The 25,382-nt window shown below is 70.6% G+C and carries 28 protein-coding genes; 6 read left to right on the plus strand and 22 right to left on the minus strand.

Annotation, left to right across the window (positions count from 1 at the left end; genetic code table 11):
• Nucleotides 1-61 precede the first annotated feature (61 nt).
• The 3 genes from pyrH to rpsB form a co-directional block, all read right to left on the minus strand.
• The gene (gene pyrH / locus AC3ENQ_RS01285) at nucleotides 62-781 is read right to left on the minus strand and encodes a UMP kinase (RefSeq protein ID WP_431800928.1); all 720 of its coding nucleotides are present in this window, start codon (nucleotides 779-781) and stop codon (nucleotides 62-64) included.
• 90 nt (nucleotides 782-871) lie between these two features.
• A complete protein-coding gene (gene tsf / locus AC3ENQ_RS01290; protein ID WP_431800930.1) occupies nucleotides 872-1,699 on the minus strand; it encodes a translation elongation factor Ts in 828 nt (275 codons plus the stop codon).
• Nucleotides 1,700-1,823: 124 nt separating this feature from the next.
• Nucleotides 1,824-2,705 (minus strand): 30S ribosomal protein S2, encoded by an 882-nt coding sequence (gene rpsB / locus AC3ENQ_RS01295; protein WP_431800932.1) that lies wholly within the window; start codon nucleotides 2,703-2,705, stop codon nucleotides 1,824-1,826.
• A 318-nt stretch (nucleotides 2,706-3,023) separates the two neighbouring features.
• On the opposite strand from rpsB, the gene AC3ENQ_RS01300 reads away from it, so the two are divergent.
• The gene (locus AC3ENQ_RS01300) at nucleotides 3,024-3,584 is read left to right on the plus strand and encodes a murein hydrolase activator EnvC family protein (RefSeq protein WP_431800934.1); all 561 of its coding nucleotides are present in this window, start codon (nucleotides 3,024-3,026) and stop codon (nucleotides 3,582-3,584) included.
• A gap of 20 nt (nucleotides 3,585-3,604) precedes the next feature.
• On the opposite strand, the gene AC3ENQ_RS01305 is transcribed toward AC3ENQ_RS01300, so the two are convergent.
• From AC3ENQ_RS01305 to AC3ENQ_RS01350, 10 genes are all read right to left on the minus strand, one after another.
• Nucleotides 3,605-4,021 carry a DUF3060 domain-containing protein gene (locus AC3ENQ_RS01305; RefSeq protein ID WP_431800936.1) on the minus strand — a complete coding sequence of 139 codons (417 nt, stop codon included), beginning with the start codon at nucleotides 4,019-4,021 and terminating at the stop codon, nucleotides 3,605-3,607.
• A gap of 173 nt (nucleotides 4,022-4,194) precedes the next feature.
• Complete coding sequence (locus AC3ENQ_RS01310) at nucleotides 4,195-5,094, minus strand: tyrosine-type recombinase/integrase (RefSeq protein WP_431800938.1); 900 nt, start codon at nucleotides 5,092-5,094, stop codon at nucleotides 4,195-4,197.
• 40 nt (nucleotides 5,095-5,134) lie between these two features.
• Nucleotides 5,135-6,391, minus strand: coding sequence for a DNA-processing protein DprA (dprA, locus tag AC3ENQ_RS01315; RefSeq protein WP_431800940.1), 1,257 nt, complete (start codon nucleotides 6,389-6,391; stop codon nucleotides 5,135-5,137).
• Nucleotides 6,388-7,932, minus strand: coding sequence for a YifB family Mg chelatase-like AAA ATPase (locus tag AC3ENQ_RS01320; protein ID WP_431800942.1), 1,545 nt, complete (start codon nucleotides 7,930-7,932; stop codon nucleotides 6,388-6,390). The genes dprA and AC3ENQ_RS01320 overlap by 4 nt, the downstream gene beginning before the upstream one ends.
• Complete coding sequence (locus tag AC3ENQ_RS01325; RefSeq protein ID WP_431800944.1) at nucleotides 7,929-8,291, minus strand: YraN family protein; 363 nt, start codon at nucleotides 8,289-8,291, stop codon at nucleotides 7,929-7,931. The genes AC3ENQ_RS01320 and AC3ENQ_RS01325 overlap by 4 nt, the downstream gene beginning before the upstream one ends.
• A gap of 115 nt (nucleotides 8,292-8,406) precedes the next feature.
• Nucleotides 8,407-8,730, minus strand: a complete 324-nt coding sequence (locus tag AC3ENQ_RS01330) for a DUF2469 family protein (RefSeq protein ID WP_431800946.1) — start codon at nucleotides 8,728-8,730, stop codon at nucleotides 8,407-8,409.
• A gap of 42 nt (nucleotides 8,731-8,772) precedes the next feature.
• On the minus strand, nucleotides 8,773-9,432 hold the full coding sequence (gene rnhB / locus AC3ENQ_RS01335; RefSeq protein WP_431800948.1) for a ribonuclease HII: 660 nt from the start codon (nucleotides 9,430-9,432) through the stop codon (nucleotides 8,773-8,775).
• Nucleotides 9,429-10,193, minus strand: a complete 765-nt coding sequence (gene lepB / locus AC3ENQ_RS01340; protein ID WP_431800950.1) for a signal peptidase I — start codon at nucleotides 10,191-10,193, stop codon at nucleotides 9,429-9,431. The genes rnhB and lepB overlap by 4 nt, the downstream gene beginning before the upstream one ends.
• 159 nt (nucleotides 10,194-10,352) lie before the next feature.
• On the minus strand, nucleotides 10,353-10,700 hold the full coding sequence (gene rplS / locus AC3ENQ_RS01345; protein ID WP_431800952.1) for a 50S ribosomal protein L19: 348 nt from the start codon (nucleotides 10,698-10,700) through the stop codon (nucleotides 10,353-10,355).
• A 185-nt stretch (nucleotides 10,701-10,885) separates the two neighbouring features.
• Nucleotides 10,886-11,383 (minus strand): MFS transporter permease, encoded by a 498-nt coding sequence (locus AC3ENQ_RS01350; RefSeq protein ID WP_431800954.1) that lies wholly within the window; start codon nucleotides 11,381-11,383, stop codon nucleotides 10,886-10,888.
• Nucleotides 11,384-11,435: 52 nt separating this feature from the next.
• On the opposite strand from AC3ENQ_RS01350, the gene map reads away from it, so the two are divergent.
• On the plus strand, nucleotides 11,436-12,218 hold the full coding sequence (gene map, locus AC3ENQ_RS01355) for a type I methionyl aminopeptidase (protein ID WP_431800956.1): 783 nt from the start codon (nucleotides 11,436-11,438) through the stop codon (nucleotides 12,216-12,218).
• A gap of 32 nt (nucleotides 12,219-12,250) precedes the next feature.
• Here map and trmD read toward each other — a convergent pair whose 3' ends face one another.
• Genes trmD through rpsP form a run of 4 tightly spaced genes read right to left on the minus strand, consistent with a single transcriptional unit; the run spans nucleotide 12,251 to nucleotide 14,258 of the window.
• Nucleotides 12,251-12,946, minus strand: coding sequence for a tRNA (guanosine(37)-N1)-methyltransferase TrmD (gene trmD / locus AC3ENQ_RS01360; RefSeq protein WP_431800958.1), 696 nt, complete (start codon nucleotides 12,944-12,946; stop codon nucleotides 12,251-12,253).
• Nucleotide 12,947: 1 nt separating this feature from the next.
• On the minus strand, nucleotides 12,948-13,589 hold the full coding sequence (gene rimM, locus AC3ENQ_RS01365) for a ribosome maturation factor RimM (RefSeq protein ID WP_431800960.1): 642 nt from the start codon (nucleotides 13,587-13,589) through the stop codon (nucleotides 12,948-12,950).
• A 1-nt stretch (nucleotide 13,590) separates the two neighbouring features.
• Nucleotides 13,591-13,821, minus strand: coding sequence for an RNA-binding protein (locus AC3ENQ_RS01370; protein WP_431800962.1), 231 nt, complete (start codon nucleotides 13,819-13,821; stop codon nucleotides 13,591-13,593).
• A 5-nt stretch (nucleotides 13,822-13,826) separates the two neighbouring features.
• A complete protein-coding gene (gene rpsP / locus AC3ENQ_RS01375) occupies nucleotides 13,827-14,258 on the minus strand; it encodes a 30S ribosomal protein S16 (RefSeq protein ID WP_431800963.1) in 432 nt (143 codons plus the stop codon).
• A gap of 208 nt (nucleotides 14,259-14,466) precedes the next feature.
• Here rpsP and AC3ENQ_RS01380 point away from each other — a divergent pair, with 208 nt between their 5' ends.
• Nucleotides 14,467-15,627, plus strand: coding sequence for a glutamate--cysteine ligase (locus AC3ENQ_RS01380; RefSeq protein WP_431800965.1), 1,161 nt, complete (start codon nucleotides 14,467-14,469; stop codon nucleotides 15,625-15,627).
• 80 nt (nucleotides 15,628-15,707) lie between these two features.
• Here AC3ENQ_RS01380 and ffh read toward each other — a convergent pair whose 3' ends face one another.
• Nucleotides 15,708-17,273, minus strand: a complete 1,566-nt coding sequence (gene ffh, locus AC3ENQ_RS01385) for a signal recognition particle protein (RefSeq protein WP_431800967.1) — start codon at nucleotides 17,271-17,273, stop codon at nucleotides 15,708-15,710.
• 130 nt (nucleotides 17,274-17,403) lie between these two features.
• Nucleotides 17,404-17,955: a TetR/AcrR family transcriptional regulator gene (locus AC3ENQ_RS01390; RefSeq protein ID WP_431800969.1), complete on the minus strand. Its 552-nt coding sequence runs from the start codon at nucleotides 17,953-17,955 to the stop codon at nucleotides 17,404-17,406.
• Nucleotides 17,956-18,031: 76 nt separating this feature from the next.
• Here AC3ENQ_RS01390 and lipB point away from each other — a divergent pair, with 76 nt between their 5' ends.
• Nucleotides 18,032-18,697 carry a lipoyl(octanoyl) transferase LipB gene (lipB, locus tag AC3ENQ_RS01395; protein ID WP_431800971.1) on the plus strand — a complete coding sequence of 222 codons (666 nt, stop codon included), beginning with the start codon at nucleotides 18,032-18,034 and terminating at the stop codon, nucleotides 18,695-18,697.
• Complete coding sequence (gene lipA / locus AC3ENQ_RS01400; protein ID WP_431800972.1) at nucleotides 18,694-19,716, plus strand: lipoyl synthase; 1,023 nt, start codon at nucleotides 18,694-18,696, stop codon at nucleotides 19,714-19,716. The genes lipB and lipA overlap by 4 nt, the downstream gene beginning before the upstream one ends.
• A 38-nt stretch (nucleotides 19,717-19,754) precedes the next feature.
• Here lipA and AC3ENQ_RS01405 read toward each other — a convergent pair whose 3' ends face one another.
• From AC3ENQ_RS01405 to smc, 3 genes are read right to left on the minus strand one after another with little or no spacing between them, the layout of a single operon-like run.
• Nucleotides 19,755-20,255, minus strand: a complete 501-nt coding sequence (locus tag AC3ENQ_RS01405) for a DUF2004 domain-containing protein (RefSeq protein ID WP_431800974.1) — start codon at nucleotides 20,253-20,255, stop codon at nucleotides 19,755-19,757.
• A 50-nt stretch (nucleotides 20,256-20,305) separates the two neighbouring features.
• A complete protein-coding gene (gene ftsY / locus AC3ENQ_RS01410; RefSeq protein ID WP_431800976.1) occupies nucleotides 20,306-21,178 on the minus strand; it encodes a signal recognition particle-docking protein FtsY in 873 nt (290 codons plus the stop codon).
• A gap of 56 nt (nucleotides 21,179-21,234) precedes the next feature.
• Entirely contained in the window at nucleotides 21,235-24,747 is a 3,513-nt protein-coding gene (smc, locus tag AC3ENQ_RS01415) for a chromosome segregation protein SMC (protein WP_431800978.1), read from the minus strand.
• A gap of 484 nt (nucleotides 24,748-25,231) precedes the next feature.
• Here smc and AC3ENQ_RS01420 point away from each other — a divergent pair, with 484 nt between their 5' ends.
• The gene (locus tag AC3ENQ_RS01420; RefSeq protein WP_431800980.1) at nucleotides 25,232-25,366 is read left to right on the plus strand and encodes a hypothetical protein; all 135 of its coding nucleotides are present in this window, start codon (nucleotides 25,232-25,234) and stop codon (nucleotides 25,364-25,366) included.
• The last annotated feature ends 16 nt before the right edge of the window (nucleotides 25,367-25,382 follow it).

The following is a 25,382-nucleotide window of genomic DNA, read 5'->3' on the forward strand; positions in this document are numbered from 1 at the left end:
TTCTAGTGCGGGCCGCTCGCCGCGCCGGGGAGGCGGGGGGCAGCGGCACCGCGGCGGCCTCTCAGACGGAGACCAGCGTCCCGATCGGCTCGCCCAGCAGTGCGCGCGTGACGTTCCCCTCGGGTTCCATGCCGAACACGCGCATGTCGATGCCGTTGTCCATGCAGAGGCTGAACGCCGTCGAGTCGACGACCTTGAGGCCGCGCTGCAAGGCATCCTGATAAGTGATGGTGTCGATCTTGGTGGCCGAGGCATCCTTCTTCGGGTCGGCCGTGTAGACCCCGTCGACGCCGTTCTTCGCGACGAGCACCTCGTCGGCGCCGATCTCGAGCGCGCGCTGCGCGGCGACAGTGTCGGTCGAGAAGTACGGGAGCCCGGCACCGGCGCCGAAGATCACGACGCGGCCCTTCTCCATGTGCCGCTCCGCACGGCGTGGGATGTAAGGTTCGGCCACCTGGGTCATCGAGATCGCCGACTGCACGCGGGTCGCCGCCCCCGCCTGCTCGAGGAAGTCCTGCAGGGCGAGCGCGTTCATGACGGTTCCGAGCATGCCCATGTAGTCGGCTCGTCCCCGGTCCATACCGCGCTGGCTGAGCTCCGCTCCGCGGAAGAAGTTGCCGCCGCCGACGACGATCGCCACTTCCACGCGGTCGACCGCGGCCGCGATCTCGCGGGCGATCTGGCCGACCACATCCGGGTTCACGCCGAGTTGACCACCCCCGAACGCTTCGCCGGACAGCTTCAGCAGGACGCGGCGGCGTCCGGTGTTCTCATCGATCACGGAGGGTCCTCTCGTCGGGATGCAGACTATCGAAAAGCAGGCACGGAAAAGGGGTCCGCATCCGGTGAGAATGCGGACCCCCTCGCGCTGTTACGCGCCGACCTTGAAACGGGCGAAGTCCTCGAGCGTGATGCCCGCGTCGCTCGCGACCTTGGCGACGGACACCTTGTTGTCCTTCGCGTAGTCCTGGTCGAGCAGGGCGACCTGCTTGAAGAACGCGTTGACACGGCCCTCGACGATCTTCGGCAGGGCGGCCTCGGGCTTGCCCTCGTTGCGCGAGATCTCGGTGACGATCTGACGCTCCTTCTCGACCTCGTCCTCAGGGACCTCTTCGCGGGCGAGGTAGGTCGGGTTCGCGAACGAGATGTGCTGCGCGATCGAGCGCGCGGTCTCGGCGTCGTCACCGACGTAGGCGAGCACCACGCCGACCTGCGGGGGCAGGTCCTTGCTGGTCTTGTGCAGGTACACCTCGAACTTGTCGCCCGAGAGCGTGCGCACACGACGGAGCTCGACCTTCTCGCCGATGATCGCGGCCTCGTCAGAGATGAGCTCGGCGACCGTCTGCGAGCCGGCGGGGGCCGCGAGGGCCTCCTCGACCGAGTTCGCGTCGACGGCCGAGGCGGCCTCGAGGACCTTGTCGGCCAGCGCGATGAAACGCTCGTTCTTCGCGACGAAGTCGGTCTCGGTGTTGAGCTCGATGATGGTGACCTTGTCACCGTGCTCGGCGGCGGCGACGAGGCCCTCGCTGGTCGAGCGGTCGGCGCGCTTGGCGTTGCCCTTGGCGCCCTTCAGGCGCAGGATCTCGACGGCCTTCTCGAGGTCGCCGTCGGCCTCCTCGAGGGCCTTCTTGGTGTCGACCATGCCCGTGCCGAGCTGCTCGCGCAGCGCCTTGATGTCGGCGATCGTGAAGTTTGCCATGAGTGGCGACTCCTCCTGTTGTGGACCCTCGGTCGGATCCGGATGTCGTACGGGGGGTGTGCCGCGGCGGAGCCGGTGCGCGGACGCACGGCTCCGCCGCGGCGACAGGGTGTTGCTCGGTGCCTTACTCGGCGGTGGCGTCCGCCGCGACGGCGGCGGCGTCGCCCTCGGCCTTCGCCTCGGCGCCGGCCTCATCGGCGGCCGACTCGGTCGCGATGGTCTCGACCTCGGCGACGTCGGTGACGACGGGCGCCTCGAGGAGCTCGCGCTCCCAGTCGGCGAGGGGCTCGGCGTCGGCCGACTCGTCGGTCGGCTGGTGGCGCTGGATGAGGCCCTCGGCGGCGGCGTCGGCGATGATGCGGGTGAGCAGGCCCACCGAGCGGATCGCGTCGTCGTTGCCGGGGATCGGGTACTGGAACTCGTCGGGGTCGGCGTTCGTGTCGAGGATGCCGATCACGGGGATGCCCAGCTTCTTGGCCTCGTCGATCGCGAGGTGCTCGCGCTTGGCGTCGACGACCCACAGCGCCGACGGCGTCTTCTGGAGGTTGCGGATGCCGCCGAGCGACTTGTGCAGCTTGTCGAGCTCGCGCTTCTTGAGGAGGAGCTCCTTCTTGGTGAAGCCCGAGTCGGCGGGGTTGTCGAAGTCGAGCTCCTCGAGCTCCTTCATGCGCGCGAGGCGCTTGGAGACGGTCGAGAAGTTCGTGAGGAGACCGCCGAGCCAGCGCTGGTTGACGTAGGGCTGGCCGACGCGGGTGGCCTGCTCGGCGATGACTTCCTGCGCCTGCTTCTTGGTGCCGACGAAGAGGATCGTGCCGCCATGGGCGACCGTCTCGCGGACGTACTCGTACGCCTTGTCGATGTACCCGAGCGACTGCTGCAGGTCGATGATGTGGATGCCGGAGCGCTCCGTGAGGATGAAGCGCTTCACCTTCGGGTTCCACCGGCGGGTCTGGTGCCCGAAGTGGACGCCGCTGTCGAGCAGCTGGCGGATCGTGACGACGGCCATGGCCGTTCTCCTTTGTTCTGGGTTGTTCGCTCGGCCGGTCGGCCGATGCTCCTGGCGCCCGGCGCACACCCGCCCGCCGCCGGAGCGGGGAGACCTCTGGGTGTGGATGCCACGCGGTCGAGTGGAACTCGACCTGCGCTCTGGGCACGCGTAGTCACCTCGACGTGCGAGGTGCTCATCCAGTGTATCAGCACGCGTCCGCCCGAGCGGTCCGGCGGCGGGCTCATCGACTCCTCCCCCGCGTGCTGTTTTCCGGCATCATCCACAGATCGCACGGTGGGCGCCCCGCGGGCGGATCCTGGCCGCGAGAGTGGACGGATGCCCCACACTCACGCCCTCTCCCGCGGCCGGCTCGCAGCCGCCTCTGCGGCGCTTCTCCTCGCGGCATCCCTCGTCGGCGCGCCGAGCGCCGCAGCGACGGCCGCCACCGCCGGCGCGCCTGCCGCCGATCCCCCGGCGCCGCACGTGACACTCGACGACTGGGTGTGGCCGGTCTCGCCGGCGGAGGTGACGGCGGGATTCGCCGCGCCCGCCCACGAGTACAGTCCCGGACACCGTGGCATCGACCTGCGGGCGGCACTCGGGACGGAGATCGCGAGCCCGGCCGCGGGCGTCGTGGCCTTCGCGGGGTCGGTCGCCGGGCGCCCGCTCGTGACGATCGACCACGGCGCGGGTCTGGTCACGACGCTCGAGCCGGTCCGTGCGCTCGTGCCGGTCGGGGCGGCCGTGACGGCGGCTCAGACCGTCGGGACGGTGGATGCCGGCGGGCACACGCCGCCGGGCTCGGCGCACTTCGGCGTGCGCGAGCACGGCGCGTACATCAACCCCATGCTCCTGTTCGGCGAGGTCCCGCGCGCCGTGCTCCTCCCCTGCTGCTGAGGCGCCGCGCGCGCACCGGGTCAGCGCGTCTCGAACCGGTTCCGGTCGCCCGCGTCGTCGATCGCGCCGAGCACCGCGGCCTCGACCTCGTTGTCGTTCCCGGCGACGGCGATGGCGCCGACGGTGCCGTCGAAGTCGAGCTCGTTGCGGTCGCCGCTGATCGCGAGCGATCCGGCACCCTGACCGTCCCACTCGTTCTCGGTGCCCTCGATCGACAGGGCCGAGACCGACACGGCTTCGACGTCGTTCCGGTCGCCCCGGACGACCACCTCGTCGTACGTGGCGGCGCGGAGGGTAACGTCGAGGTCGGTGCCGCTGATCTCGACGCGCGGGCAGGTTCCGGCGAGGGTGAGGTCGAGGTCCGACCCGGTGAGGCGCGCGACACCGCCGACGCACGCGGGGTCGACGTCGGCGGCGTCGCCCGTGACGGTCGGCACGGGGACGGGCGTCGCCGGAGCGGTCGCGGGCGGCTGCGCCGTGAACGCCGGTTCCGCCGCGCCCGTGCAGCCCGCGAGAAGGACCGCGAGAGCACAGGTCCCGATGAAGACATGGGCGATGCGGGGACGGGTGTGACGGGTCGTCCGCCCAGGCTACCGGTGACCGTCGCAGCTCACGCCCGAGGGTGCGCGAGCCGGTAGGCGGCGGTGAGCTTCTCCGCGGAGACGTGGGTGTAGATCTGGGTGGTACCGAGGCTCGCGTGTCCCAGGAGCTCTTGGACACTCCGCAGGTCGGCGCCGCCGTCGAGGAGGTGGGTGGCCGCGGAATGGCGGAGGGCGTGGGGACCCACGGTCTCCGCGCCGATCGCGGGCGCGACCGCGCGCGAGACGATGTCGTAGGCGGCGCGCGTGCCGAGCCTGCCGCCGCGGACGCCGAGGAAGAGGGCGGCGCTCCCCTCCCCACGCGCGACGAGTGCGGGGCGCCCGCGCACGAGGTACGCGTCGAGCGCCGCCGCCGCGGGTGCTCCGTAGGGCACCACGCGCTCTTTCGAACCCTTGCCCACGACGCGGATGGTGTGTCGATTCCGATCGAGGTCGTCGACGTCGGCGCCGCAGAGCTCCGCGACGCGGAGCGCCGCGGCGTAGAGCAGTTCGAGCACGGCGGCGTCGCGGAGCGCGACGGGGTCGCCTTCGCCGGCACGATCGGCAGCGGCCGCGAGCACGCCGTCGAGTGCGGCAGGGGTCGCGACAGCGGGCAGGGAGCGTCCGCGCTTGGGGGCGACAAGGCGCAGGCTCGGGTCGACGGCGAGCACGCCCTCGTCGACGAGCCACGCGAAGAAGCCCCGCGTCGAGGCCGCGCGCCGCGCGATCGTCGCCCGCGCGTCGCCTCGCTCGGTCGCGCGCCACAGCCAGTCACGGAGCATGTCGAGGTCGATGTCGACAACGGGCGGGTCGGCCGTCGCCGCCGCGAGATCGCGCAGATCCGCCCCGTAGGCGCGGACGGTCGCCGGCGACAGGCGCCGCACCCGGGTGAGGTGCTCGCCGTACGCCTCGGCGGCAGCGGCCAGTCTCATCCGTCCAGCATGGCGCGCTCCGAACCGAGGTGGGGCGAGGTCACCAGAGTGTCGCCGCGCCCGGCTTCGCCTGCACCCACCCGGTCGGGCGCCGCTGCGCGCTCCCCTCGAGCGCAAGGAGTCCGAGAATCCCCGCCGCCTCATCGACCGCGAGGCCGGCGCGTCGTGCGATGTCGTCGACGACACGCGCCGAGCGGCTGCTGAGCGCATCGAGCACGCGTGTGCGATCGTCGGTGCGCTCGGATGCCGCAGCCCCGGCGCCGGCGGCGGCGTTCGTTCCCGCGCCGCCGACCCCTCCCGCACCGCCGACACCGCCGACACCGCCGACACCGAGGTAGTCGCGCACATCCGCGATGCCGGTGATGCAGATCGCATCACCTTCTTGAAGGAGCCTGTGGCACCCCATCGAGGCGGCGCTCGTCACGGGGCCTGGAACCACCCCGACGGGGCGACCGATCGCCTGAGCGTGGTGGGCGGTGTTCTGCGAACCGCTGCGCCACCCCGCCTCGACGACCACCGTCGCGTCCCCGAGGGCTGCGATGACGCGGTTGCGCGAGAGGAATCGGTGCTTGGTGGGTGCCGTCCCGCATGGAGTCTCGGAGATGATCGCCCCGCGGTCGACGATCGCGTCCAGAAGCTCGATGTGCCCGACGGGGTACGCCCGGTCGACGCCGCCCGCCATGATCGCGACCGTCGCTCCGTCCGCGGACAGGGCGGCGCGATGGGCCGCGCCGTCGATCCCGTACGCCGCGCCGGAGACCACCGTGATGCCTGCAACGGCGCACTCGGCACCGAGTTCCGCGGCGACGGTCTCGCCGTACGCGGTCGATGCGCGCGCCCCGACGATCGAGAGGGACGGGGCGCCCGCGAGGTGCCGTGGCTCCCCACGAACCCACAGGCAGAGCGGCGCATACGGACCCAGATCGTTCACCGGCGTCGGCCAGTCCGCGTCTTCCGGCGTGATGAGGCGCGACCCGGCGCGTCGGCCGCGCGCGAGCGCATCGTCGATGTCGCCCCGACGCGGCCGCCACCGTGCGCATCCCTTCGCGAGTTCCCCGGGGGCGAGGCCGGCGACGGATTCGTCGCCGCTTCTTCCGTCGCCGGACAGCGCGATCTCCAGCGCGCGCACGGGTCCGAATGCCTCGACGAGCGCTCCCGCCACGCGGTCGCCCGGTTCGACGAGCGCGCTCCATGCGGCGCGGGCGTACGCGATCACGAGATCGTCGTCGTCCGCGGCATCCACGAGCGCCGCGAGCTCGCCACGGGCCCGCTCGGGGCGCAGGTCCAGTCCGCTCATGCGCGGGTCCCCCTCTTCAGGTAGAGCGCACGGCCGATGTCCTCGACCGTGAGGCGATCGCGTCCGGCGAGGTCGGCGGTCGTCCACGCGACTCGCAGCACCCTGTCATAGCCGCGCAACGTCAGCGCGCCCCGCTGCAGAGCGTCGTCGAGCGGTCGTCGGATCTCGGGCGCGGGAGCGAGCGGGCCGTCGCGCAGCCACGTGCCCGCGACTTCGGCGTTCGTACGCCAGGGAGTGTCTGCGAGGCGGTGCACGGCGCGCGCACGGGCAGCGACCACCAACCCGCGCGCCTCGGCGCTCGAGACCCGCGACTCGTCCCCCGCCCGCATCCGCGCGACGGCCACGCGCTGCAGCGACAGTTCGATGTCGATGCGATCCAGCAGCGGTCCGGAGAGCTTGCCCAGGTAGCGCCGGATCGCAAGCGACGGACACCGGCACTCCGCCCGCGGCACACCGTAGTTTCCGCACGGGCACGGGTTCGTCGCCAGCACCAGCTGGAACCGCGCGGGGAACACCGCGCGGAACCCGGCGCGATGGATCTCGATGCTGCCGGACTCGAGCGGCTGCCGGAGGGCGTCGAGCGCGGAGCCGGCGAATTCACCGGCTTCATCGAGGAAGAGGACGCCGCCGCTCGCGCGCGCGATCGCCCCCGGCCGCACGGTGCGGCTTCCACCCCCGATCAGAGACGCCACGGACGCCGAATGATGCGGCGCTTCGAACGGCGGCGTGCGCTCCAGCGTGTGCACCGGCAGTCCCGCCAGTGAGCGAAGCGACGCCGTCTGCACCGCGTCGTCGTCACCGAGATCCGGGAGGATGCCGGGAAGGCGCCGCGCCAGCATCGTCTTGCCGGCCCCCGGCGGCCCGCTCATGAGCACATGGTGTCCGCCCGCCGCCGCGAGGACGAGCGCGTCGACGGCATCCCGCTGTCCGATCACGTCGTGCAGGTCGGGGATCGACGCGTCCGCGACGGGCTCGGCGGCAGCCAGCGGAACCGGCGCGACGTCGATGGCGTCGAGGTCGATCCCGTGGCGGCGCACCGCGTCGCGCAACGTGACGGCGCCGACGACCTCGACGCCGGGGACGAGGGCTGCCTCGTCGGCGTTCGCGTGCGGGACGATGACGCGACGGATGCCGGCGCGCACGGCTGCCGCGACGGCCGGAAGGACGCCCGGCACCGGTCGCACGCGGCCGTCGAGCCCGAGTTCGCCCAGATGCGCCGTCGCCAGCAGAGAGGCGGGATCCATCGGCGCCTCGGTCGCGAGGGCTGCGACCGCGATCGCGAGATCGAGCCCCGAACCGTGCTTGGGGAGGCTGGCCGGCGAGAGGTTCACCGTGAGCTTCCGTCGCGACAGTGGGAGCTCGCTGTTGGCGCACGCATTGAACACGCGCTGATGGGCCTCGCCGATCGCCTTGTCGGCGAGACCGATGATCGAGAACCCCGGAGTCTGATGAGAGAGATCGGCCTCCACCTCGACGAGATCGCCCTGGAGGCCGGTGAGGACGACGCCCCACGTGCGGGCCACGGTTCCCGTCGCGCTCATCGGAGGTCCTCGAGGTGCTCGAGAACGGCCGTCCGAGGGTCCTCACCGATGATGCCGATCACGTCGATGCGCAGACGTCGATGCCGGGCGGCCTCCGGGTGCGCCGCCGCCCACGCGCACGTCAAGCGCCACAGCCGGTCGCGTTTGCGGGCGTCGATCGCCTCGAAGGGATGCCCGAAACCGTCGCTGCGCCGGGTTTTCACCTCGACGACGACGAGGTCTCGCCCGCGAGCCGCCACGATGTCGAGTTCCCCCTGGCGGCACCGCCAGTTGCGGTCGAGCACCTCGTAGCCCGCGTCGCGCAGGTGCCGCGCCGCCCGTTCTTCGCCCGCGCGCCCGCGGATGTCCTTTTCAGCCATGCGCGCAAGCGTGCCCGGCCGCGCGCGAGCGTGGAGGACAGATCAGCGCATCGGTGGAGAGATCCGGAAAGAGGCCGGTTGTGGAGAGGTCGATGAACTCACCGCGCGGCGCGCGTCAGGAGTCGAGCGAGAGCTCTTCGGGAAGCTGGAAGTCGCGGCGCGGTAGCTCTTCGACGTTGACGTCCTTGAACGTGAGGACGCGGACCGACTTCACGAAGCGGTCGGCGCGGTAGATGTCCCACACCCAGACGTCCGTCATCGAGATCTCGAAGTAGAAGTCGTGCTCGGTGTCGCGCCGCACGACGTTGACGTCGTTGGCGAGGTAGAACCGCCGCTCGGTCTCGATGACATAGGCGAACTGCGACACGACGTCGCGGTACTCCTTGTACAGAGCCAGCTCGAGCTCGCGATCGTAATCCTCGAAGACTTCGTCATCCATGGTGCGTCCAGTCTAGGCGCGTCCTCGTGGGCGGGATGCCCGTCAGAAGAGCGTCGGGGCGTCGGCGATCGCCCACGACGCACGATGGTGTGTACTGAGCCCGACCGAGCGGATCGCGGCGCGGTGCTCGGCGCTGGCGTAGCCCTTGTTACGCGCCCACTGGTAGACCGGTTCCTCGTCGTGGAGGGACACCATGACCGCGTCGCGCGCCACCTTGGCGAGGACCGAGGCGGCGGCTGCCGATGCGCAATCGCGATCGGCCTTGACGATCGGCTGGACCCGGAGATCTGTGCCGCCCGCGGGCGTGATGTAGTCGTGGTTGCCGTCGAGGATCACGATCGCCTCTTCCGGGACGACGCCCGCGGCGCGGAGGTCCGCGATCGCCCGCAGTGCCGCCAGTCCGAGTGCTCGGATGATGCCGACCTGGTCGATCTCGGCGGCACTCGACCATCCGATCGCCGAGGCGCCGACCCACGCGGCGGCGCGCTCCGCGACGGCGGGGCGACGATGCTCGGCGACGAGCTTGGAGTCGCGCAGGCCGTCGGGGACGCGGCGGCGGGCGCCCGCGGCATCCATCGCCACCGCGCCGACCGCGACGGGTCCCGCCAGCGCGCCGCGCCCGACCTCGTCGCAGGCGATGACGACGGCGTGCTCGCGCAGCAGCCGTCTTTCGACGGTCAGACGCGGAGCGACGACGGTCACGGCGCCGTCCCCTCCGGCACGCCGGCGAAGACGTCGTGGTGGAAGTCGATCGGACCGAAGCGGTTCAGCGGCCACGTGATCAGGAAGGCGCGTCCCACGACGTTCTCCAGGGGTACGAAGCCCTGCGAGGGCTGCTCCGTGTGATAGCGGGAGTCCTGCGAGCGGTCGCGATTGTCACCCAGGACCCACAGCGACCCCTCGGGCACCGTCACGTCGTAGGGCACCGGCTCGGGCGCGCTCCGGCCGTCCGGCAGGTTGAGGTAGGCCGTCTCGTCGATGGGGGTGCCGTTGACCGTCACCTGGCCGAGCGCGTTGCAGCACACGACGTGGTCCCCGCCCACCCCGATGATCCGCTTGATGAGGTGCTCGTCGCTGTCGGGCGAGGTGAGCCCCACGAGCGACAGCAGCCAGTCGAACGCCTCGGCGACCGGCGCGCGATCGACCTTCGGGCTGACCGGCAGCCAGCCGCCCGGGTCGCGGAAGACGACCACATCGCCGCGCTCGTATCCCGAGAAGCGCGGCGTGATCTCGTCGACGAGGATGCGATCCTTCACGAGGAGGGTCTGCTCCATCGACCCGGAGGGGATGTAGAAGGAGCGCACGAAGAACGTCTTGATCACGAACGAGACGAGCACGGCCACGACGATGATCACGAGGACGTCCCGCACGAGCGGCCAGAATCCCCGCCGCCGACGCGGCCGAGGGCGCAGGCCCGTGTCGGGCACCCCCGCCGACGGGGAGGCCAGGTTCTCCGAGCTCATGCACGTCCTTCTCGCCGGCGCGCCGCGAGTCGTCACGCGCCCCCTCAAGAATCCCACACTCGCGCCGCAGTTCCGCACGACGCCGCGCCGCCGAGCGCGCCCGGGAACGACGAAGGCCCCGGGCGGAGCGAACCGTCCCGGGGCCTTCGGATGAGCGCGTCAGTTGTCGCGCTTCTCCTTGATCTTGGCCTTCTTGCCGCGGAGCTCGCGGAGGTAGTACAGCTTCGCGCGGCGCACGTCACCGCGAGTGACGACCTCGATGTGGTCGATCACCGGGGAGTGCACCGGGAAGGTGCGCTCGACGCCGACCTGGAAGCTGATCTTGCGGACCGTAAAGGTCTCGCGGACGCCATCGCCCGAACGGCCGATGACGACACCCTGGAACACCTGGACGCGCGAACGGCTTCCTTCGGTGATGTTCACGTGCACCTTGACGGTGTCACCGGGGCCGAAGGAGGGGATGTCGCTGCGGAGCGATGCCGCGTCGACGGAGTCGAGGATCTGCATGATCGTCACTTCCTGCGACCGCCACAGGTCGATCGCGAGATGAGTTGGGAAAAGTGGTGTGTGCCCGAGGTGTCGGATGCCGGCACCGTACTCCCCTGAGGCAGAGCCTGGTCAGGGCACGATCAACCATTCTGCCATGCCGGGGGCACTCCGACCAAAACGTGCGCCCGACGCGCGGCGGCCCGTCAGGATGCCGGAGGATCGCTCTTCTCGCGGACGACGATGACCTCGGCATCCTGGGGCGTGGCGCCCTGCCGCGGGGTCGCCTGCGCGGGAATGTATCCGACACCGTTCGAGGCGCGGAGGACGCTGCGCGACCCCGCCTCCTGCCAGAGCTGCCAGAGCACGCTCCACAGAGCCCCGAGCCCGACCGCGATCGTCAGGGCGAACAGGCCCCACCACCACGGGTTCGAGAAGAAGCCGAGGGTGACGATGAGCACGTTCCAGCCGCCGATCAGCCATACGTCCTGCCACGAGGCGGCCTGCTCGGCGCGCGCGGTGCCGCGGGCGCGGACGAGGAGTGACAGCACGAGCTGGCCGACGAAGACGATCGGCGCCGAGATCAACACCCACAGCAGCGACAGCGCGCTCGCCCCCGACACGATCCAGCCGATGAACAGCCACAGCGGCAGCACGAACGCACCGGGGATCATCCATCGATAGAACGCTCTGCGCAGGCCCATGTCCTCGATGGTACGCCGACGCACCAGAATGGAACCTGAGGAAAGGATCACGATGATCGAACTGCGCACCCCGGCCGAGATCGAAGCGATGCGGCCCGCGGGCCGATTCGTGGCGGAGGTGCTCGCAACGCTCCGCGACGACACGAAGGTCGGGACGAATCTCCTCACGATCGACAAGCGCGCGCACGACATGATCCGCGCGGCCGGCGCCGAGTCCTGCTACATCGACTACCACCCCTCGTTCGGCGCGAGCCCGTTCGGCAAGGTCATCTGCACGTCGATCAACGATGCGGTCCTGCACGGTCTCCCCCACGACTACGCCCTCCGCGACGGCGACCTCGTCTCGCTCGACTTCGCGGTGTCGGTCGACGGCTGGGTCGCCGATTCGGCGGTCTCGTTCGTCGTCGGCACGCCGCGCGACGAGGACCTCGCGCTCATCGACACGACCGAACGTGCACTGGATGCCGCGATCGCCGCGGCCGTGGCGGGGAACCGCATCGGGGACATCTCGCACGCGATCGCAACCGTCGCCCACGCCGACGGCTATTCGATCAACACCGACTTCGGCGGGCACGGCGTCGGGCGTGTGATGCACGGCGACCCGCACGTGCCCAACGACGGCAAGCCGGGCCGCGGGTACCCGTTGCGCCCCGGCCTCGTCGTTGCGCTCGAGCCGTGGTTCCTGCAGACCACCGATGAGCTCGTGACCGACCCCGATGGGTGGACGCTCCGGAGCGTCGACGGCTCGCGCGGCGCGCACGCCGAGCACACCGTCGCGATCACCGCCGACGGCCCGATCATCCTCACCGACCGCTCGTTCCTCGGCGTCCGCTGAACCTGCGTGCCGTGTCGGCGAGAGGGCGGCGGTCAGCGCAGGAGGTCGGGGCGACGCTCGCGCGTGCGGGCGACCTGCTGGTCGTGGCGCCACTGCGCCACCTTGCCGTGGTGGCCGCTGAGGAGGACGTCCGGCACGTCGTACCCTCGCCAGGATGCCGGCTTGGTGTACGACGGGTATTCCAGGAGCCCGTCCTCGTGCGACTCCTCGACGAGGCTCTCGGGGTTTCCGACGACACCCGGCACGAGGCGTCCGATCGCCTCGATCATCGCCATCGCCGCGACCTCTCCCCCGTTGAGGACGTAATCGCCGAGACTCACGAGGCGTACCTCGCCGAGCGTCCGCGCGTAGTCGAACACCCGCTCGTCGATGCCCTCGTAGCGCCCGCAGCCGAACACCAGGTGCGGCGTCTCGGACAGCTCCCGCGCCGTCGCCTGTGTGAAGACCTCGCCGGCAGGAGAGGGGAAGACGAACACGGGGCGGATGCCGTCCGCCGCGGCGGCGGAGGCGATCTCGTCGAGCACCTCGCCCCACGGCTCGGGCTTCATGACCATTCCGGCGCCGCCGCCGTACGGTGTGTCGTCGACCGTGTGGTGCCGGTCGTGGGTGTGATCGCGGAGGTCGTGCACGCGCACGTCGAGAAGTCCTGCGCCGCGCGCCTTGCCGAGGAGGGACACCTCGAGGACGTCGAAGAAGGTCGGGAAGATCGTGACGACGTCGATGCGCACGTCAGTCCTCGGACGGTTCCGCTGGGGCGCCCTCGACGTCGCGGTCGTCGCCGGCATCCGGCTCGACGGTCGCCGAAGCGTCCGTCTCGTCCTCTGCCAGCTCCTCGAACAGGCCCGCGGGCGGGGTGACGACGACGCGTCCGTGCTCGACGTCGACCTCGGGGACGATCGCCGCGACGAACGGGACGAGGATCTCGCCGTCGCCGCCGAACGGGCGGACGATCAACAGGTCCTGTGCGGGGAAGTGATCGACGCGGATGACGCGGCCGACGCTCTTCCCGTCGCGCACGACGTCGAGGCCGACGAGCTGGTGATCGAACCAGGCATCCTCTTCGGCCGGAGCGTCGTCGTCTTGGTCGATCCAGAGGATCGCGCGGACCAGTGACTCCGCGCCGTCACGGTCGTCGACGTCGTCGAAGAAGACGACGGGGTGGGAGTTCATCCAGCGGAACTCGCGCACCGTGACGGTCTTGCCGTGCCACGGCGACGACGCCGGCACCTGCAGGGTGAAGACGGCACCGGGGACGAAACGCCCGTCCGGGTCGTCGGTGTACAGCTCGAGCTTGAGGGCGCCCTTGAGCCCGTGCGCCTTGACGAGGCGCCCGACGCGCAACTGGGTGCGGGCGGGTTCGGCGGCGGCCACGTCAGTCGTCCGCGACGTCGACGCGCACGCGCGTGCCGTCGGCGAGGGCGGTCACAACGGTGCGCAGCGCCTTCGCGGTGCGCCCGCCGCGCCCGATCACCCGTCCCCGGTCGTCGGGGTGCACACGCACCTCGAGCACCTCGCCGCGGGGCGAGGTGGACGAGCGGATGACGACGTCGTCCGGGTGATCGACGATCCCCTTGACGACGTGTTCGAGCGCGGCGGCCAGCACCGGGATTACTCGGACTCGGTCTCGGCGTCGGCCGCGGGGGCCTCGGCCTCGTCGGCGGTCTCGGCGACCGGCTCTTCGACCTTCTTCTCCGCCTTCGGCTTGATGACCGACTTCTTGGCGGAGTCGGCGACGAACTCTTCCTTCTCGCCCGCGACCTTGACGGTCGAGACGGCGTTCTTGTCGCCCTTGAACTTGCCCCAGTCGCCCGTGAGCTTCAGCAGCGCGGTGACCTGCTCGGTCGGCTGAGCGCCGACGGAGAGCCAGTACTGCGCGCGGTCGGAGTCGACCTTGATGACCGAAGGCTCCTCGGTGGGGTGGTACTGGCCGATCTCCTCGATCACGCGACCGTCGCGCTTGGTGCGCGAGTCGGCGACGACGATGCGGTAGTAGGGCGCGCGGATCTTGCCGAGGCGCTTGAGACGGATCTTGACAGCCACAATTCTCCTGAATGGTGTGAGTGAGGTGATGAACGTCGCCTGGAGCGTGGGGTGCACACCCGGCGGAAGCTCTGCGGTGGACCGGCTTCGCCGGATAGAGGGTCGAGCGACGCGGTCCAACCGTCCATTTTGCCAGATTGTGACGGATGCCGCGAACCCGGCGGCCTCTCGGCGCGGCGCAGCGCCGCGCGCGTGTCAAACTGACGCCATGACGGTGCCCTTCGCGACCTCCGCCCGCTCCTCCGTGGGGATCGAGTGGGAGCTCATGCTCGCCGACCGCGACAGCGGCGACCTCGTCGGCCGCGCCCCGGACATCCTCCCCGACCTCGAGGAGAGAACGGAGCACGAGCGCTACACGGTCACCGGCGAACTCCTCACCAACACGATCGAGGTCACGAGCGGCGTGGGCGACACGGTCGCCGCCGCCGTCGACGACATCGCCGACGCGATCGGGCAGGTGCGCGAGCTCACGAACCCGAGCGGCATCGAGCTCCTGTGCGCCGGCAGTCATCCCTTCGCGCAGTGGTTCGACCAGGAGGTCACCGACAAGACCCGCTACCACACGCTCATCGAGCGGACGCAGTGGTGGGGGCGGAACATGATGATCTGGGGCATCCACGTGCATGTCGGTGTCGAGGACGTGAACAAGGTGCTCCCCATCATCGGCGCACTCTCGACGTACCTCCCGCACCTGCAGGCCCTGTCGGCGTCCAGCCCGTTCTGGGCGGGCGAACGCACGGGCTACGCGTCGAACAGGGCTCTCGTGTTCCAGCAGCTCCCGACGGCGGGGCTCCCCTGGCCGCTCGAGGACTGGGCGCAGTACGAGGCGTTCCTCGACGACATGGTGCGCACCGGCGTCATGGCCGATCCGACGGAGGTGCGCTGGGACATCCGCCCCGCTCCGCACTGGGGAACGATCGAGGTGCGCGCGTGCGACGGCATGTCGACGCTTCCCGAGCTCGCGGCGGTGGCCTCACTCGTGCAGGTGCTCGTCGAGCACTTCTCCCGTGTGCTCGACGAGGGCGGCTCGCTCGAACGCCTGCAGCCGTGGTTCGTGCGCGAGAACAAGTGGCGCGCGGCGCGCTACGGCCTCGACGCCCGGGCGATCGTCGACCGCGACGGCACCGAGCGCGCCGTCGTCGACCATCTCGAGGAGACGATCGAGACGCTCCGACCGGTCGCCGAGGAGCTCCACTGCGCGCGCGAGTTCGCCGGTCTCGAGACGATCCTCGCGCGAGGTGCGAGCTATCAGCGTCAGCTCGCCGTCGCCGATGCGTCGGACGGAGACCTCCGCGCCGTCGTCCAACACCTCATGCGCGAGTTCCGCGAGGGTCCGAGCCTGCGCGAGCACCTCGCGGTACCCGCGTAAGAGGCATCCGCGCATCCGGGGACATTCGCTCATCCGGGGATCGGATGCCTGCCGCACGTCGGCGACCGGATGCCTGCCGCTCAGCCCTTGCCGAAGAGCTTCTGGATCTCGGCGAGGTCGGCCTCGCTCGGCTGCGCGCCGGCACCGCCGGCACCGAGCCCGAAGCCCGATCCGGCGGGAGCGGTCGTCGTGGCGGCCGCGGCGAGGCCGGCGTTCTCTGCCGCGCGCTTCGCGGGGTTCCCCGACCGCGATCCTCCCGACGACTTTTTCTTGGCGCCGCGCTTGCTGGACGCGCCGGGCTTGCCGCCGAGCGAGCCCATGCCGGGCACCGAGGGCACCCCGCCGCGCGCGACGGTCTTCATCATCTTCGCGGCCTGCTCGAATCGCTGCACGAGCTGGTTGACGTCGGTGACCGTCATGCCCGAGCCGCGCGCGATGCGCAGACGCCGCGAGCCGTTGAGGACCTTGGGGTTCCGGCGCTCCCCCGGCGTCATCGAGCGGATGATCGCCTCGGTGCGGTCGATCTCCTTCTCGTCGAAGTTCTCGAGCTGCTGCTTCATCTGACCCATGCCCGGAAGCATCCCGAGCATCTTCTTCATCGACCCCATCTTCTTCATCTGCTGAAGCTGGTCGAGGAAGTCCTCGAGGGTGAACTGCTCGTTGGCGAGCTTGTCGGCGACCTTCCGCGCCTCCTCCTCATCGAACGCCTGCTGGGCCTGCTCGATGAGGGTGAGGATGTCACCGAGGTCGAGGATGCGGCTCGCCATGCGGTCCGGGTGGAAGGCTTCGAGGTCGTCGAGGTTCTCGCCGGTCGACGCGAAGATGATCGGCCGGCCCGTGACGGACGCGACCGACAGCGCCGCACCGCCGCGGGAGTCGCCGTCGAGCTTCGACAGCACGACGCCCGTGAAGTCGACGCCCTCCTGGAAGGCCTTGGCCGTGTTCACGGCATCCTGTCCGCTCATCGCGTCGATGACGAACAGCACCTCGTCGGGGTCGGTGGCCTTGCGGATGTCGGAGGCCTGCTTCATGAGCTCCGCGTCGACACCGAGGCGGCCGGCGGTGTCGATGATCACGACGTCGTGCTGCTGGCGGCGCGCCGTCTCGACGCCGTCGCGGGCGACCTGCACGGGGTTTCCGACCCCGTTCCCCGGCTCCGGGGCGTAGATCGCGGCGCCCGCCTGCTGGGCGACGACCTGGAGCTGGTTGACGGCATTCGGACGCTGCAGGTCGGCGGCGACGAGGAGCGGGGTGTGCCCGTCCTTCTCGAGCTGCTTCGCGAGCTTGCCGGCGAACGTCGTCTTACCCGAACCCTGCAGGCCCGCGAGCATGATGACGGTCGGCGCGGTCTTCGCGAACTGCAGCCGACGCTGCTCGCCGCCGAGGATCGCGACGAGCTCCTCGTTGACGATCTGCACGACCTGCTGCGCGGGGTTGAGCGCCTTGTTGACCTCATCACCCAGGGCGCGCTCGCGCACCTTCGCGGTGAAGTCCTTGACCACGATCAGCGCGACGTCGGCATCCAACAGCGCCCGCCGAATCTCACGGACGGTGCCGTCCACGTCCGCGGGCGTGAGCTTGCCCTTGGTGCGGAGGTTCTTGAAGGTCTCTGTGAGCCGGTCGGAGAGGGTGCCGAAAGTCGCCATGATGCGACGATTCTACGGGAGCACCTCGACCTTCATCGCGCCGACCGCGGCCGCACCGGCTCCGAACCCGTTCCTCCCGAGCGGAGGGCTGCGCCGGTCGGCGGACCTGCACGACGCGTCCGGGTGCGGGTCAGGGCAGGGTGGATGCCGCGGCGTCCAGCGCCTCGTCGAGCAGCGGGCCGAGAGGGGCCTGTCCGGCGCCGGCGCGCGCCCACGCCTCGATGGCGGCGAGCACCGCACCGGCGTGGGCTGCGCCGGCGACCTCGGCGGAGATCGCCGCGGCGCCGTCCAGCCGCAGCCGCGCGGCGACGGCGGACGCGATCCGCGAGCGGCGGACCCCAGCCTCGCGCACGAGCTCGTCGCCGAGTCCCATCGCCTCGGCGTGCACGAGCGCCAGTGCGAGGCTGTCAGGTGCGAAGGCATCCCCCAGCACCTGCAGCGACTCGCTGACGGAGGCGCCGCCGGACAGCCGGTCGGTGAGCGTCTCGATGCGTGCGTCGAGCCCCGCCCAGAGGACGTCCGCCTTCGAGGAGAAGTAGTTGAAGAAGCTCGAACGGCTGACACCGGCGCGCTGCGTGATGTCGGCGACGGTCGTCTGGGCGTAGCCCTGCTCGAGGAACAGCTCGCTCGCCGCCTCGGCGATCGTGTCGCGCGACGTCGCGCGAGGCCGGCCGGTGCTCATGCCTTCACTGTAGCGAGGGCGTATTGTTGGACGCGGTACAGTAACTCTCACCCCGACTCGACACCGAAGGAGCGTCATGCTCGACGTGCGCACGGTGGGCCTGGCGCCCGACTACGTCCCCTATACGGATGCCTGGGCGCTCCAGCGCGAGGTGCACGCCGGCGTCGTCCAGGGCGAGCGACCCGACACCCTGCTGCTCCTCGAGCACGAGCCGGTCTTCACCGCCGGCGCCCGCACCACGCCCGACGAGCGCCCCACCGACGGCACCCCCGTCGTCGACGTCGACCGCGGAGGCAAGATCACCTGGCACGGGCCCGGCCAGCTCGTCGGGTACCCGATCGTGCGGCTCACAGAGCCGGTCGATGTCGTCGCCCATGTGCGGCGGATCGAAGGCATCCTGATCGATCTGCTGCGCGAAGTCGGCGTCGACGGATACCGCGTCGAGGGTCGGAGCGGCGTGTGGGTGCGGCGGATGCTGTCGGAGGACAAGATCGCGGCGATCGGCGTGCGCGTCCAGCGCGGCGTGACCATGCACGGATTCGCGCTCAACTGCGACAACTCCCTCCTCGCCTTCTCGCAGATCATCCCCTGCGGCATTGCGGATGCCGGGGTCACGACAATCAGCGAGGTGCTCGGCCGAGACGTCTCTCCCGCCGACCTCGCCGATGCCGTCGCGGAGGCGTTCCGCGACTCGTTCGCGACCTCGGCCGTGCCCGCCGGCGCTGCGGCGGTCGCCGTATGAGCGCCTGCGGCACGGGCGGCGCGTCGTCGGCATCCTCTTCCGTCGATACCGGAGGCCGGAAGCTTCTGCGCCTCGAGGTGCGGAACGCGCAGACCCCCATCGAGCGGAAGCCCGAGTGGATCCGCACGAAAGCGAAGATGGGGCCGGAGTACCAGGCGCTGCAGTCGCTCGTGAAGGGCGAGGAGCTCCACACCGTCTGCCAGGAGGCGGGCTGCCCCAACATCTACGAGTGCTGGGAAGACCGCGAGGCGACGTTCCTCATCGGCGGATCGCAGTGCACGCGGCGGTGCGACTTCTGCCAGATCGACACCGGCAAGCCCGCGGCGTACGACACGGACGAGCCGCGCCGCGTCGCCGACAGCGTCCGGCGCATGCAGCTGCGGTACGCGACCGTCACGTGCGTCGCACGCGATGACCTCCCCGACGGCGGCGCGTGGCTGAACGCAGAGACGATCCGCCAGATCCATGCCATGAACCCCGGGACCGGCGTCGAGCTTCTCGCCACCGATTTCAACGGAGACCCGGCCCTTCTCGGCGAGGTCTTCGCGGCGCGACCCGAGGTGTTCGCCCACAACGTCGAGACGGTTCCCCGGATCTTCAAGCGCATCCGCCCCGGGTTCCGCTATGAGCGCTCGCTCGACGTGCTGACACAGGCGCGAGCTGCGGGGCTCATCACGAAGTCCAACCTGATCCTCGGCATGGGCGAGGAGGCCGAAGAGGTCGTCCAGGCGCTGCAGGACCTGCACGATGCGGGCACCGACATCGTGACGATCACGCAGTATCTGCGGCCGACACCACGCCACCTGCCGGTCGCGCGCTGGGTGAAGCCGCAGGAGTTCGTCGAGTTCAAAGAGCAGGCCGAGCGCATCGGGTTCCTCGGCGTCCTCGCGGGGCCCCTCGTGCGCTCGTCGTACCGGGCCGGGCGCCTGTGGGCGCAGTCGATGCTCTCGAAGGGCCGGGAGATCCCCGCACACCTGACGCACCTCGCGCGAGACGCCGAGTTCGCCCAGGCGGTGTGACTCCCCCGCTCCCGGCAGGGGTGGGGTGTGGGGTGCGGCTACTCGGCGCTCGTCACCGACTGGACGCTGCCGTCGCTCGTGAGGTTCACGAGGAGGACGTCGTCGGCGGCATCCGCGTCGAGGGCGTACTCGAGCACGGCGAACGGATCGGATCCGCCGTGTTCGTCGGCGAGGATCGTCATCGACACGAGTTGCAGCGACCGGATGATGTCGATGTGCACGTCGCCGGAGATGTCGACGAGAAGGTCGGCGATCTCCTCGCCGAACTGCTCCTGCTGCTGCAGCAGGTACTCGGTCACCTCGCTCGTGCGGTCGTCGAGCTCCGAGACCATCGCGTTGCGCGCCGTGAGGTCGATCTGTTCGAGCGAGGAGATCATCGCGGCGGCCACGTCGAGCGCATCTTGCGACACGTCGTCCTGGTCGGGCGCGGTGAGGTCGACGGTCACCCGTTGGTCCGCGAAGTCGACGGACTCCGACCAGAAGATCGATCCGTCGGGTCCCGACTCCAGCAGTCCGAAGTAGTCGTGCTCGATCGCCATGGATCTATGCAACCACCCCGGCGTGTTCGCGTCCACCGACGCGGCCCGACTCAGCCGACGAGCGCCTCGACGAACACGTGCGGAGTGAAGCCGGTGAGGTCGCCGATGCCCTCGCCCTGGCCGAGGAGCTTGACCGGGATGCCGGTGCGTTCCTGCACGGCGAGGACGAATCCGCCCTTGGCCGACCCGTCGAGCTTCGTGATGACGAGGCCGGTGACACCCGCGTGCTCGAGGAACGCCTCGGCCTGCATGACGCCGTTCTGGCCGGTCGTCGCGTCGAGGACGAGCAGCACCTCGCTGATCGGCGCCTGCTTCTCGATGACGCGGCGGATCTTGGTGAGTTCGTCCATGAGTCCGCCCTTGGTGTGCAGGCGCCCGGCGGTGTCGACGAGCACGATCTCGGTGCCCGACTGCTTCGCGTAGTCGATGGTCTGATAGGCGACGGATGCCGGATCCTGACCCGCCTGCTGGGGACGCACGATCGTCGCTCCCCCGCGCTCGGCCCACGTCGCGAGCTGGTCGACGGCCGCCGCGCGGAAGGTGTCTGCGGCGCCGACGACGACCGAGCGGCCATAGCGCTGGAGGAACTTCGCGAACTTGCCGATCGTCGTCGTCTTGCCCACGCCGTTGACTCCGACGACGAGGACGACCGCGGGCCGCTCCGTGAGGCGGAGGGTCGTGTCGAACTTCGCGAAGTGCTCTTCGAGCGTCTCCTTCAGCATGCGCTGCAGGTCGCGTGGGTCGGTCGTGCGGTAGCGGTCGACCTTCTCGTGCAGTTCGTCGATGATCCGCTCGGTGATGTCGGGGCCGAAATCGGCGGTCAGAAGCGCCGTCTCGAGGTCTTCCCACGTCGTCTCGTCGATCGTCGGTTTCACGAACATGCCGCGCAGCGCGCGGCCGAGCGACCAGGAGTTCTCAGCCATAGCCCCAGCCTAGTCAGCGCGACGCGGCCCGACCGGCGCGCGAGCGCCGAGAGGCCTCACGCGCTCTCGCGCTCGCGGACCCGCTGTCCGACGACGGCGGAGACGCCGTCCTGTCGCATCGAGACGCCGTAGAGGGCGTCGGCGATCTCCATCGTGCGCTTCTGGTGGGTGATGACGATGAGCTGACTGGACTGCCGCAGCTGCTCGAACACGCCGAGCAGGCGCCCGAGGTTCGCATCGTCAAGCGCGGCCTCGACCTCGTCGAGGATGTAGAAGGGGCTCGGGCGCGCCTTGAAGATGGCGGTGAGGAGTGCGACGGCCGCGAGCGAGCGCTCTCCGCCGGACAGGAGCGACAGCCGCTCGATCTTCTTGCCGACCGGACGTACGGCGACCTCGATACCGGTCGTGAGCGGGTTGTCGGGGTCGGTGAGCGAGATGCTCCCGGAGCCACCCGGGAACAGGATCGGGAAGACCTCGCCGAAGGCGGTCTTGGTGTCGTCGAAGGCCGCGAGGAAGATCGTCTGCATGCGCTCGTCGAGTTCGGCGATGATCGTCTCGAGGTCCTTGCGGGTCTGCACGAGGTCGGCGAGCTGCTCGGTGAGGAACGCGTGCCGCTGCTCGAGCGCGGAGTACTCCTCGAGGGCGAGCGGGTTGACGCGTCCGAGCTGCGCGAGCTTGCGCTCGGCGTCCTGCAGCCTGCGGCGCTCGACGGTCCGATCGAAGGTGCGCGGCTCCGCGTCGTCGGACTCCCCGGGCACCGGCTGATCGGGACCATATTCCGCTACGAGAATATTCTCGTCGATGCTGAGCTCCGAGGAGACGCGTTCGAGCAGACTCGTCACGTGCAGGCGCTTCTCGTGCATCTGCAGCTCGATGCCGTGCACGGATTCGGTGAGCGCCGCAAGACGCTCGCGAACGGCGGCATCCTGCGTCCGGAGCTCGGCGAGCTCCGCGCTCAGCGCCGTCCGCGCCTGCTCGGCGAGGTGGAGCTCGACACGTGCCTGGGTGACCGAGCGGTCGACCGACTCGAGCACCGGGGGCAAAGTGTCGGCGACCTCCGCGGCCAGCTCTCGCTGGGCGCGGCGGATGACGGCGCGGCGGGCGGCTTCGGCCGCGGCGGCCTTCTCGCGCTCGCGCTGGCGAACCAGCTGGTCGACCCGCGCTTCACCGGCCCGTACGCGCTCCTTGAGCGTCTCGACGTCGAGTCGGGCGCGCATCTCGGCGTCTCGCGTCTCCTCGAGAGCGGCGAGGAGTCCGTCGCGCGCCGACGCGTCGAGGATCGGACGCGGCGCCTCCTGCGCCGCCGTCAGCGCTTCTTCCGCGGCGCGCGCCGCCTTCTCCGCTTCGGCGACCGCGCCCTGCGCCGGCGCGAGCGCGGCCTCGAGCCGCTCGCATTCCGCCACCGCCGCCTCATGACGGACGGTCGCCCGGTTCACCTGCTCGGTGTGCGCGGCGAGGGCGGCGTCGTGCTCGCGCAGGCGCTGCAGGGTGTCGCGGGTGTGCGCCCGCGCCGCATCCCACGCGCGTTGCGCATCCGCGAGGCCGTCACGCAGCGAGTCCGCCACGACGGTGATCTCGGCCAAGCGATCGGCCGCGCCGTCGCGCTCGGCGGAGAGCTCCAGCCGCGAGCGGCCGCCTCCCGACCCCGCGCGGACGGTGTGCTCGGTGACCACTTCGCCCGCTCGCGTCACGATCGTGACGGGGCCTCCGACCTCCCGCTCCGCAAGCGCGCGCCCGGCGGCGTGGGCGGCCGCGAGATCGTCGACGATCGCGGTGTAGGCGAGGACGCCCTGGATGCCGGACGGCGCCGACGCGACCTCTACGGCCGGGACCACTCCCGGAATGCCGGCGAGCGTCGGGGTCATCGTCGGCGCGCCGGCGATCGCGATGTCCACGCGCCCGAGGTCGGCCTCGGCCGCCGTGCGCGCGAGTGCGAGCGCGGCGTCGACGTCGTCGACGAGCACGCCCTCCGCGAGGGCACCGAGCGCCGCGGCGATGGCGGCCTCGTAGCCGGGGGTCACCTTCACCGCGTCGCCGACCAGACCGCGGATGCCGTGCCCGCCCCGTTCGATGAGCGCGGCGGCGGCGTTCCGCACGTCGAGGGCACGACTGAGGGCGGCCACCTGTGCGGTGAGCGATTCGATCTCCCGTTCCGTGGCGTGCAGACGCTCGCGGATGCCGGAGACCTCGCCCTCGGCCGCCGTCGCGTCCCGCTGGGCGCGCTCGTACGCGGCCGCATGCTCCGCCGACGACGCCTCGGGGGCGAGCTCCGTGTCGATGCCCGCCAGCTGCTCTTCCGCCTCGGCCCGGCGCTGCAGGGCGGCGTCGAGCGCGCGCTGCTGGCGTTCGACGCCGGCGCGCACGGCGTCGAGGCGCGACGCGGCGGCCTCCGCAGTGCCGCGGAGCTTCGTCAGCCGCATGTCGTGCTGGGAGACGAGCGCGCTCTGCTCGGCGATGTCGACATCGAGAGCGTCGAGCTCCGCCCGGGCACGGATGACTTCTCGACCGGCGTTCGCGGCGGCATCCTGCGCATCACCGAGCCCTGCCGCGATCTCGTCGATCTCGGCGCGCGCCTCGTCGATCGCCGCCTGGCTCACCGTGGCGACCTCGATCGCGAGCGTCCCGTCGTCGTCGAGGAGCGCGAGGCGCTGCCCGGCGAGGGAGGCGAGGCTCCGCAGACGCTCCTGCACCCGTTCGAGCGCGAACGCCACGGCGCGTGCGCCGTCGACGGCCTCCGATCGCTGCTCGGCCTCGAGCGCGTCGATCCGGAGCTTCACCTGCTCGGCCTGATCCTGCAGGACGACCCTTTCGGCATGGCGCTCCTGCTCGCCACGTGCGTGGTCGGCGAGCTGCGTGCGCAGCGTCACGAGCTCGTCGGCGTAGAGGCGCGCCTTCGCATCGCGGACGACGGCGGCGATCGTTGCCGCCTCGCGCGCGATCTCGGCTTGCTTGCCGAGCGGCTTCAACTGCCGTCGGAGTTCGCCCGCCAGGTCGCTCAGGCGCGTGAGGTTCGCCTCCATCGCCTCGAGCTTGCGAAGCGTCTTCTCCTTGCGGCGCCGGTGCTTGAGGATGCCGGCGGCCTCTTCGATGAAGCCGCGGCGGTCCTCCGGCGAGGCCTGCAGGACACTGTCCAGCCGCCCCTGGCCGACGATCACGTGCATCTCGCGGCCGAGTCCGGAGTCGCTCAGCAGCTCCTGCACGTCGAGCAGACGGCAGCTCTCCCCGTTGATCGCGTACTCGCTCGTCCCGTTGCGGAAGAGCGTGCGACTGATCGTCACCTCGCTGTACTCGATGGGCAGCGCCCCGTCGGAGTTGTCGATCGTGAGCTGCACCTCGGCCCGGCCGAGCGGCCCCCGCGTCGAGGTGCCGGCGAAGATGACATCCTCCATCTTGCCGCCGCGGAGGGTCTTGGCGCCCTGCTCCCCCATGACCCACGCGAGGGCGTCGACGACGTTCGACTTGCCCGATCCGTTCGGCCCGACGATGCACGTGACGCCCGGCTCGAGAGCGAAGGTCGTGGGCTGCGCGAACGACTTGAAGCCCTTCAGCGTCAGGCTCTTCAGGTGCATGCATCGTCCTTCGCGGGCAGGGTGTCCCGTCCACGCTAGCGGAATGCGCATCGAGAACCCGCTTGACGCGCGAGGTCGGACGGCGCTAGTGTCACTCATCGCGTCAGAAGTACGAAAGGAGGTCCCCGAAATGATGATGCAGCTGAACACCGTCGGAGCGAACACTCAGGCTCCGGTGCGCGCACGCGCGGGGATCGTCCGCGTCGGCGCGTTCCCGGCAGCCCGCTGAGCCGCACACAGGAGAACTCCGCCCGTCCCTGGGCTCTGAGTCCCTGGGCTCTGAGTCCCTGGGCTCTGAGTCCCTGGGCTCTGAGTCCCTGGGCTCTGAGTCCCTGGGTTCTGAGTCCCTGGGCTCTGAGTTCCTGGGCCTGAGTGTCTCTTCCGCCTCCCGCCGCTCGCGCTCTCTGCGCACTCGGCCACGCCGCAGCCCGGCCACCTCCGTTTCGGGGACCATCGTGTCCCCTGGCACTCGAAAGACAACACCATGTCCGGCTACTTCGCCACCCGCCATCCGCATGCTCCCGATCCCGATCGCCGCCGCATCCGCCTCTCCCAGCGCGAACGCGACGCACGCGAACAGGACTGGCAGCTCCGCCGGATGATCCTGCCCCTTTTCTGAACCCGAGTCCGCGTCG

The organism is Microbacterium sp. bgisy203 (assembly GCF_057706945.1).

Coding starts and splice junctions, on each gene's coding strand:
- tsf (WP_431800930.1), bottom strand. CDS start 1,699: ATGGCAAACTTCACGATCGCCGACATCAAGGCGCTGCGCGAGCAGCTC.
- rpsB (WP_431800932.1), bottom strand. CDS start 2,705: ATGGCCGTCGTCACGATCCGCCAGCTGCTCGACAGCGGCGTCCACTTC.
- AC3ENQ_RS01300 (WP_431800934.1), top strand. CDS start 3,024: ATGCCCCACACTCACGCCCTCTCCCGCGGCCGGCTCGCAGCCGCCTCT.
- AC3ENQ_RS01310 (WP_431800938.1), bottom strand. CDS start 5,094: ATGAGACTGGCCGCTGCCGCCGAGGCGTACGGCGAGCACCTCACCCGG.
- dprA (WP_431800940.1), bottom strand. CDS start 6,391: ATGAGCGGACTGGACCTGCGCCCCGAGCGGGCCCGTGGCGAGCTCGCG.
- AC3ENQ_RS01320 (WP_431800942.1), bottom strand. CDS start 7,932: ATGAGCGCGACGGGAACCGTGGCCCGCACGTGGGGCGTCGTCCTCACC.
- AC3ENQ_RS01325 (WP_431800944.1), bottom strand. CDS start 8,291: ATGGCTGAAAAGGACATCCGCGGGCGCGCGGGCGAAGAACGGGCGGCG.
- AC3ENQ_RS01330 (WP_431800946.1), bottom strand. CDS start 8,730: ATGGATGACGAAGTCTTCGAGGATTACGATCGCGAGCTCGAGCTGGCT.
- lepB (WP_431800950.1), bottom strand. CDS start 10,193: ATGAGCTCGGAGAACCTGGCCTCCCCGTCGGCGGGGGTGCCCGACACG.
- rplS (WP_431800952.1), bottom strand. CDS start 10,700: ATGCAGATCCTCGACTCCGTCGACGCGGCATCGCTCCGCAGCGACATC.
- AC3ENQ_RS01350 (WP_431800954.1), bottom strand. CDS start 11,383: ATGGGCCTGCGCAGAGCGTTCTATCGATGGATGATCCCCGGTGCGTTC.
- map (WP_431800956.1), top strand. CDS start 11,436: ATGATCGAACTGCGCACCCCGGCCGAGATCGAAGCGATGCGGCCCGCG.
- AC3ENQ_RS01380 (WP_431800965.1), top strand. CDS start 14,467: ATGACGGTGCCCTTCGCGACCTCCGCCCGCTCCTCCGTGGGGATCGAG.
- ffh (WP_431800967.1), bottom strand. CDS start 17,273: ATGGCGACTTTCGGCACCCTCTCCGACCGGCTCACAGAGACCTTCAAG.
- AC3ENQ_RS01390 (WP_431800969.1), bottom strand. CDS start 17,955: ATGAGCACCGGCCGGCCTCGCGCGACGTCGCGCGACACGATCGCCGAG.
- lipB (WP_431800971.1), top strand. CDS start 18,032: ATGCTCGACGTGCGCACGGTGGGCCTGGCGCCCGACTACGTCCCCTAT.
- lipA (WP_431800972.1), top strand. CDS start 18,694: ATGAGCGCCTGCGGCACGGGCGGCGCGTCGTCGGCATCCTCTTCCGTC.
- AC3ENQ_RS01405 (WP_431800974.1), bottom strand. CDS start 20,255: ATGGCGATCGAGCACGACTACTTCGGACTGCTGGAGTCGGGACCCGAC.
- ftsY (WP_431800976.1), bottom strand. CDS start 21,178: ATGGCTGAGAACTCCTGGTCGCTCGGCCGCGCGCTGCGCGGCATGTTC.
- smc (WP_431800978.1), bottom strand. CDS start 24,747: ATGCACCTGAAGAGCCTGACGCTGAAGGGCTTCAAGTCGTTCGCGCAG.
- AC3ENQ_RS01420 (WP_431800980.1), top strand. CDS start 25,232: ATGTCCGGCTACTTCGCCACCCGCCATCCGCATGCTCCCGATCCCGAT.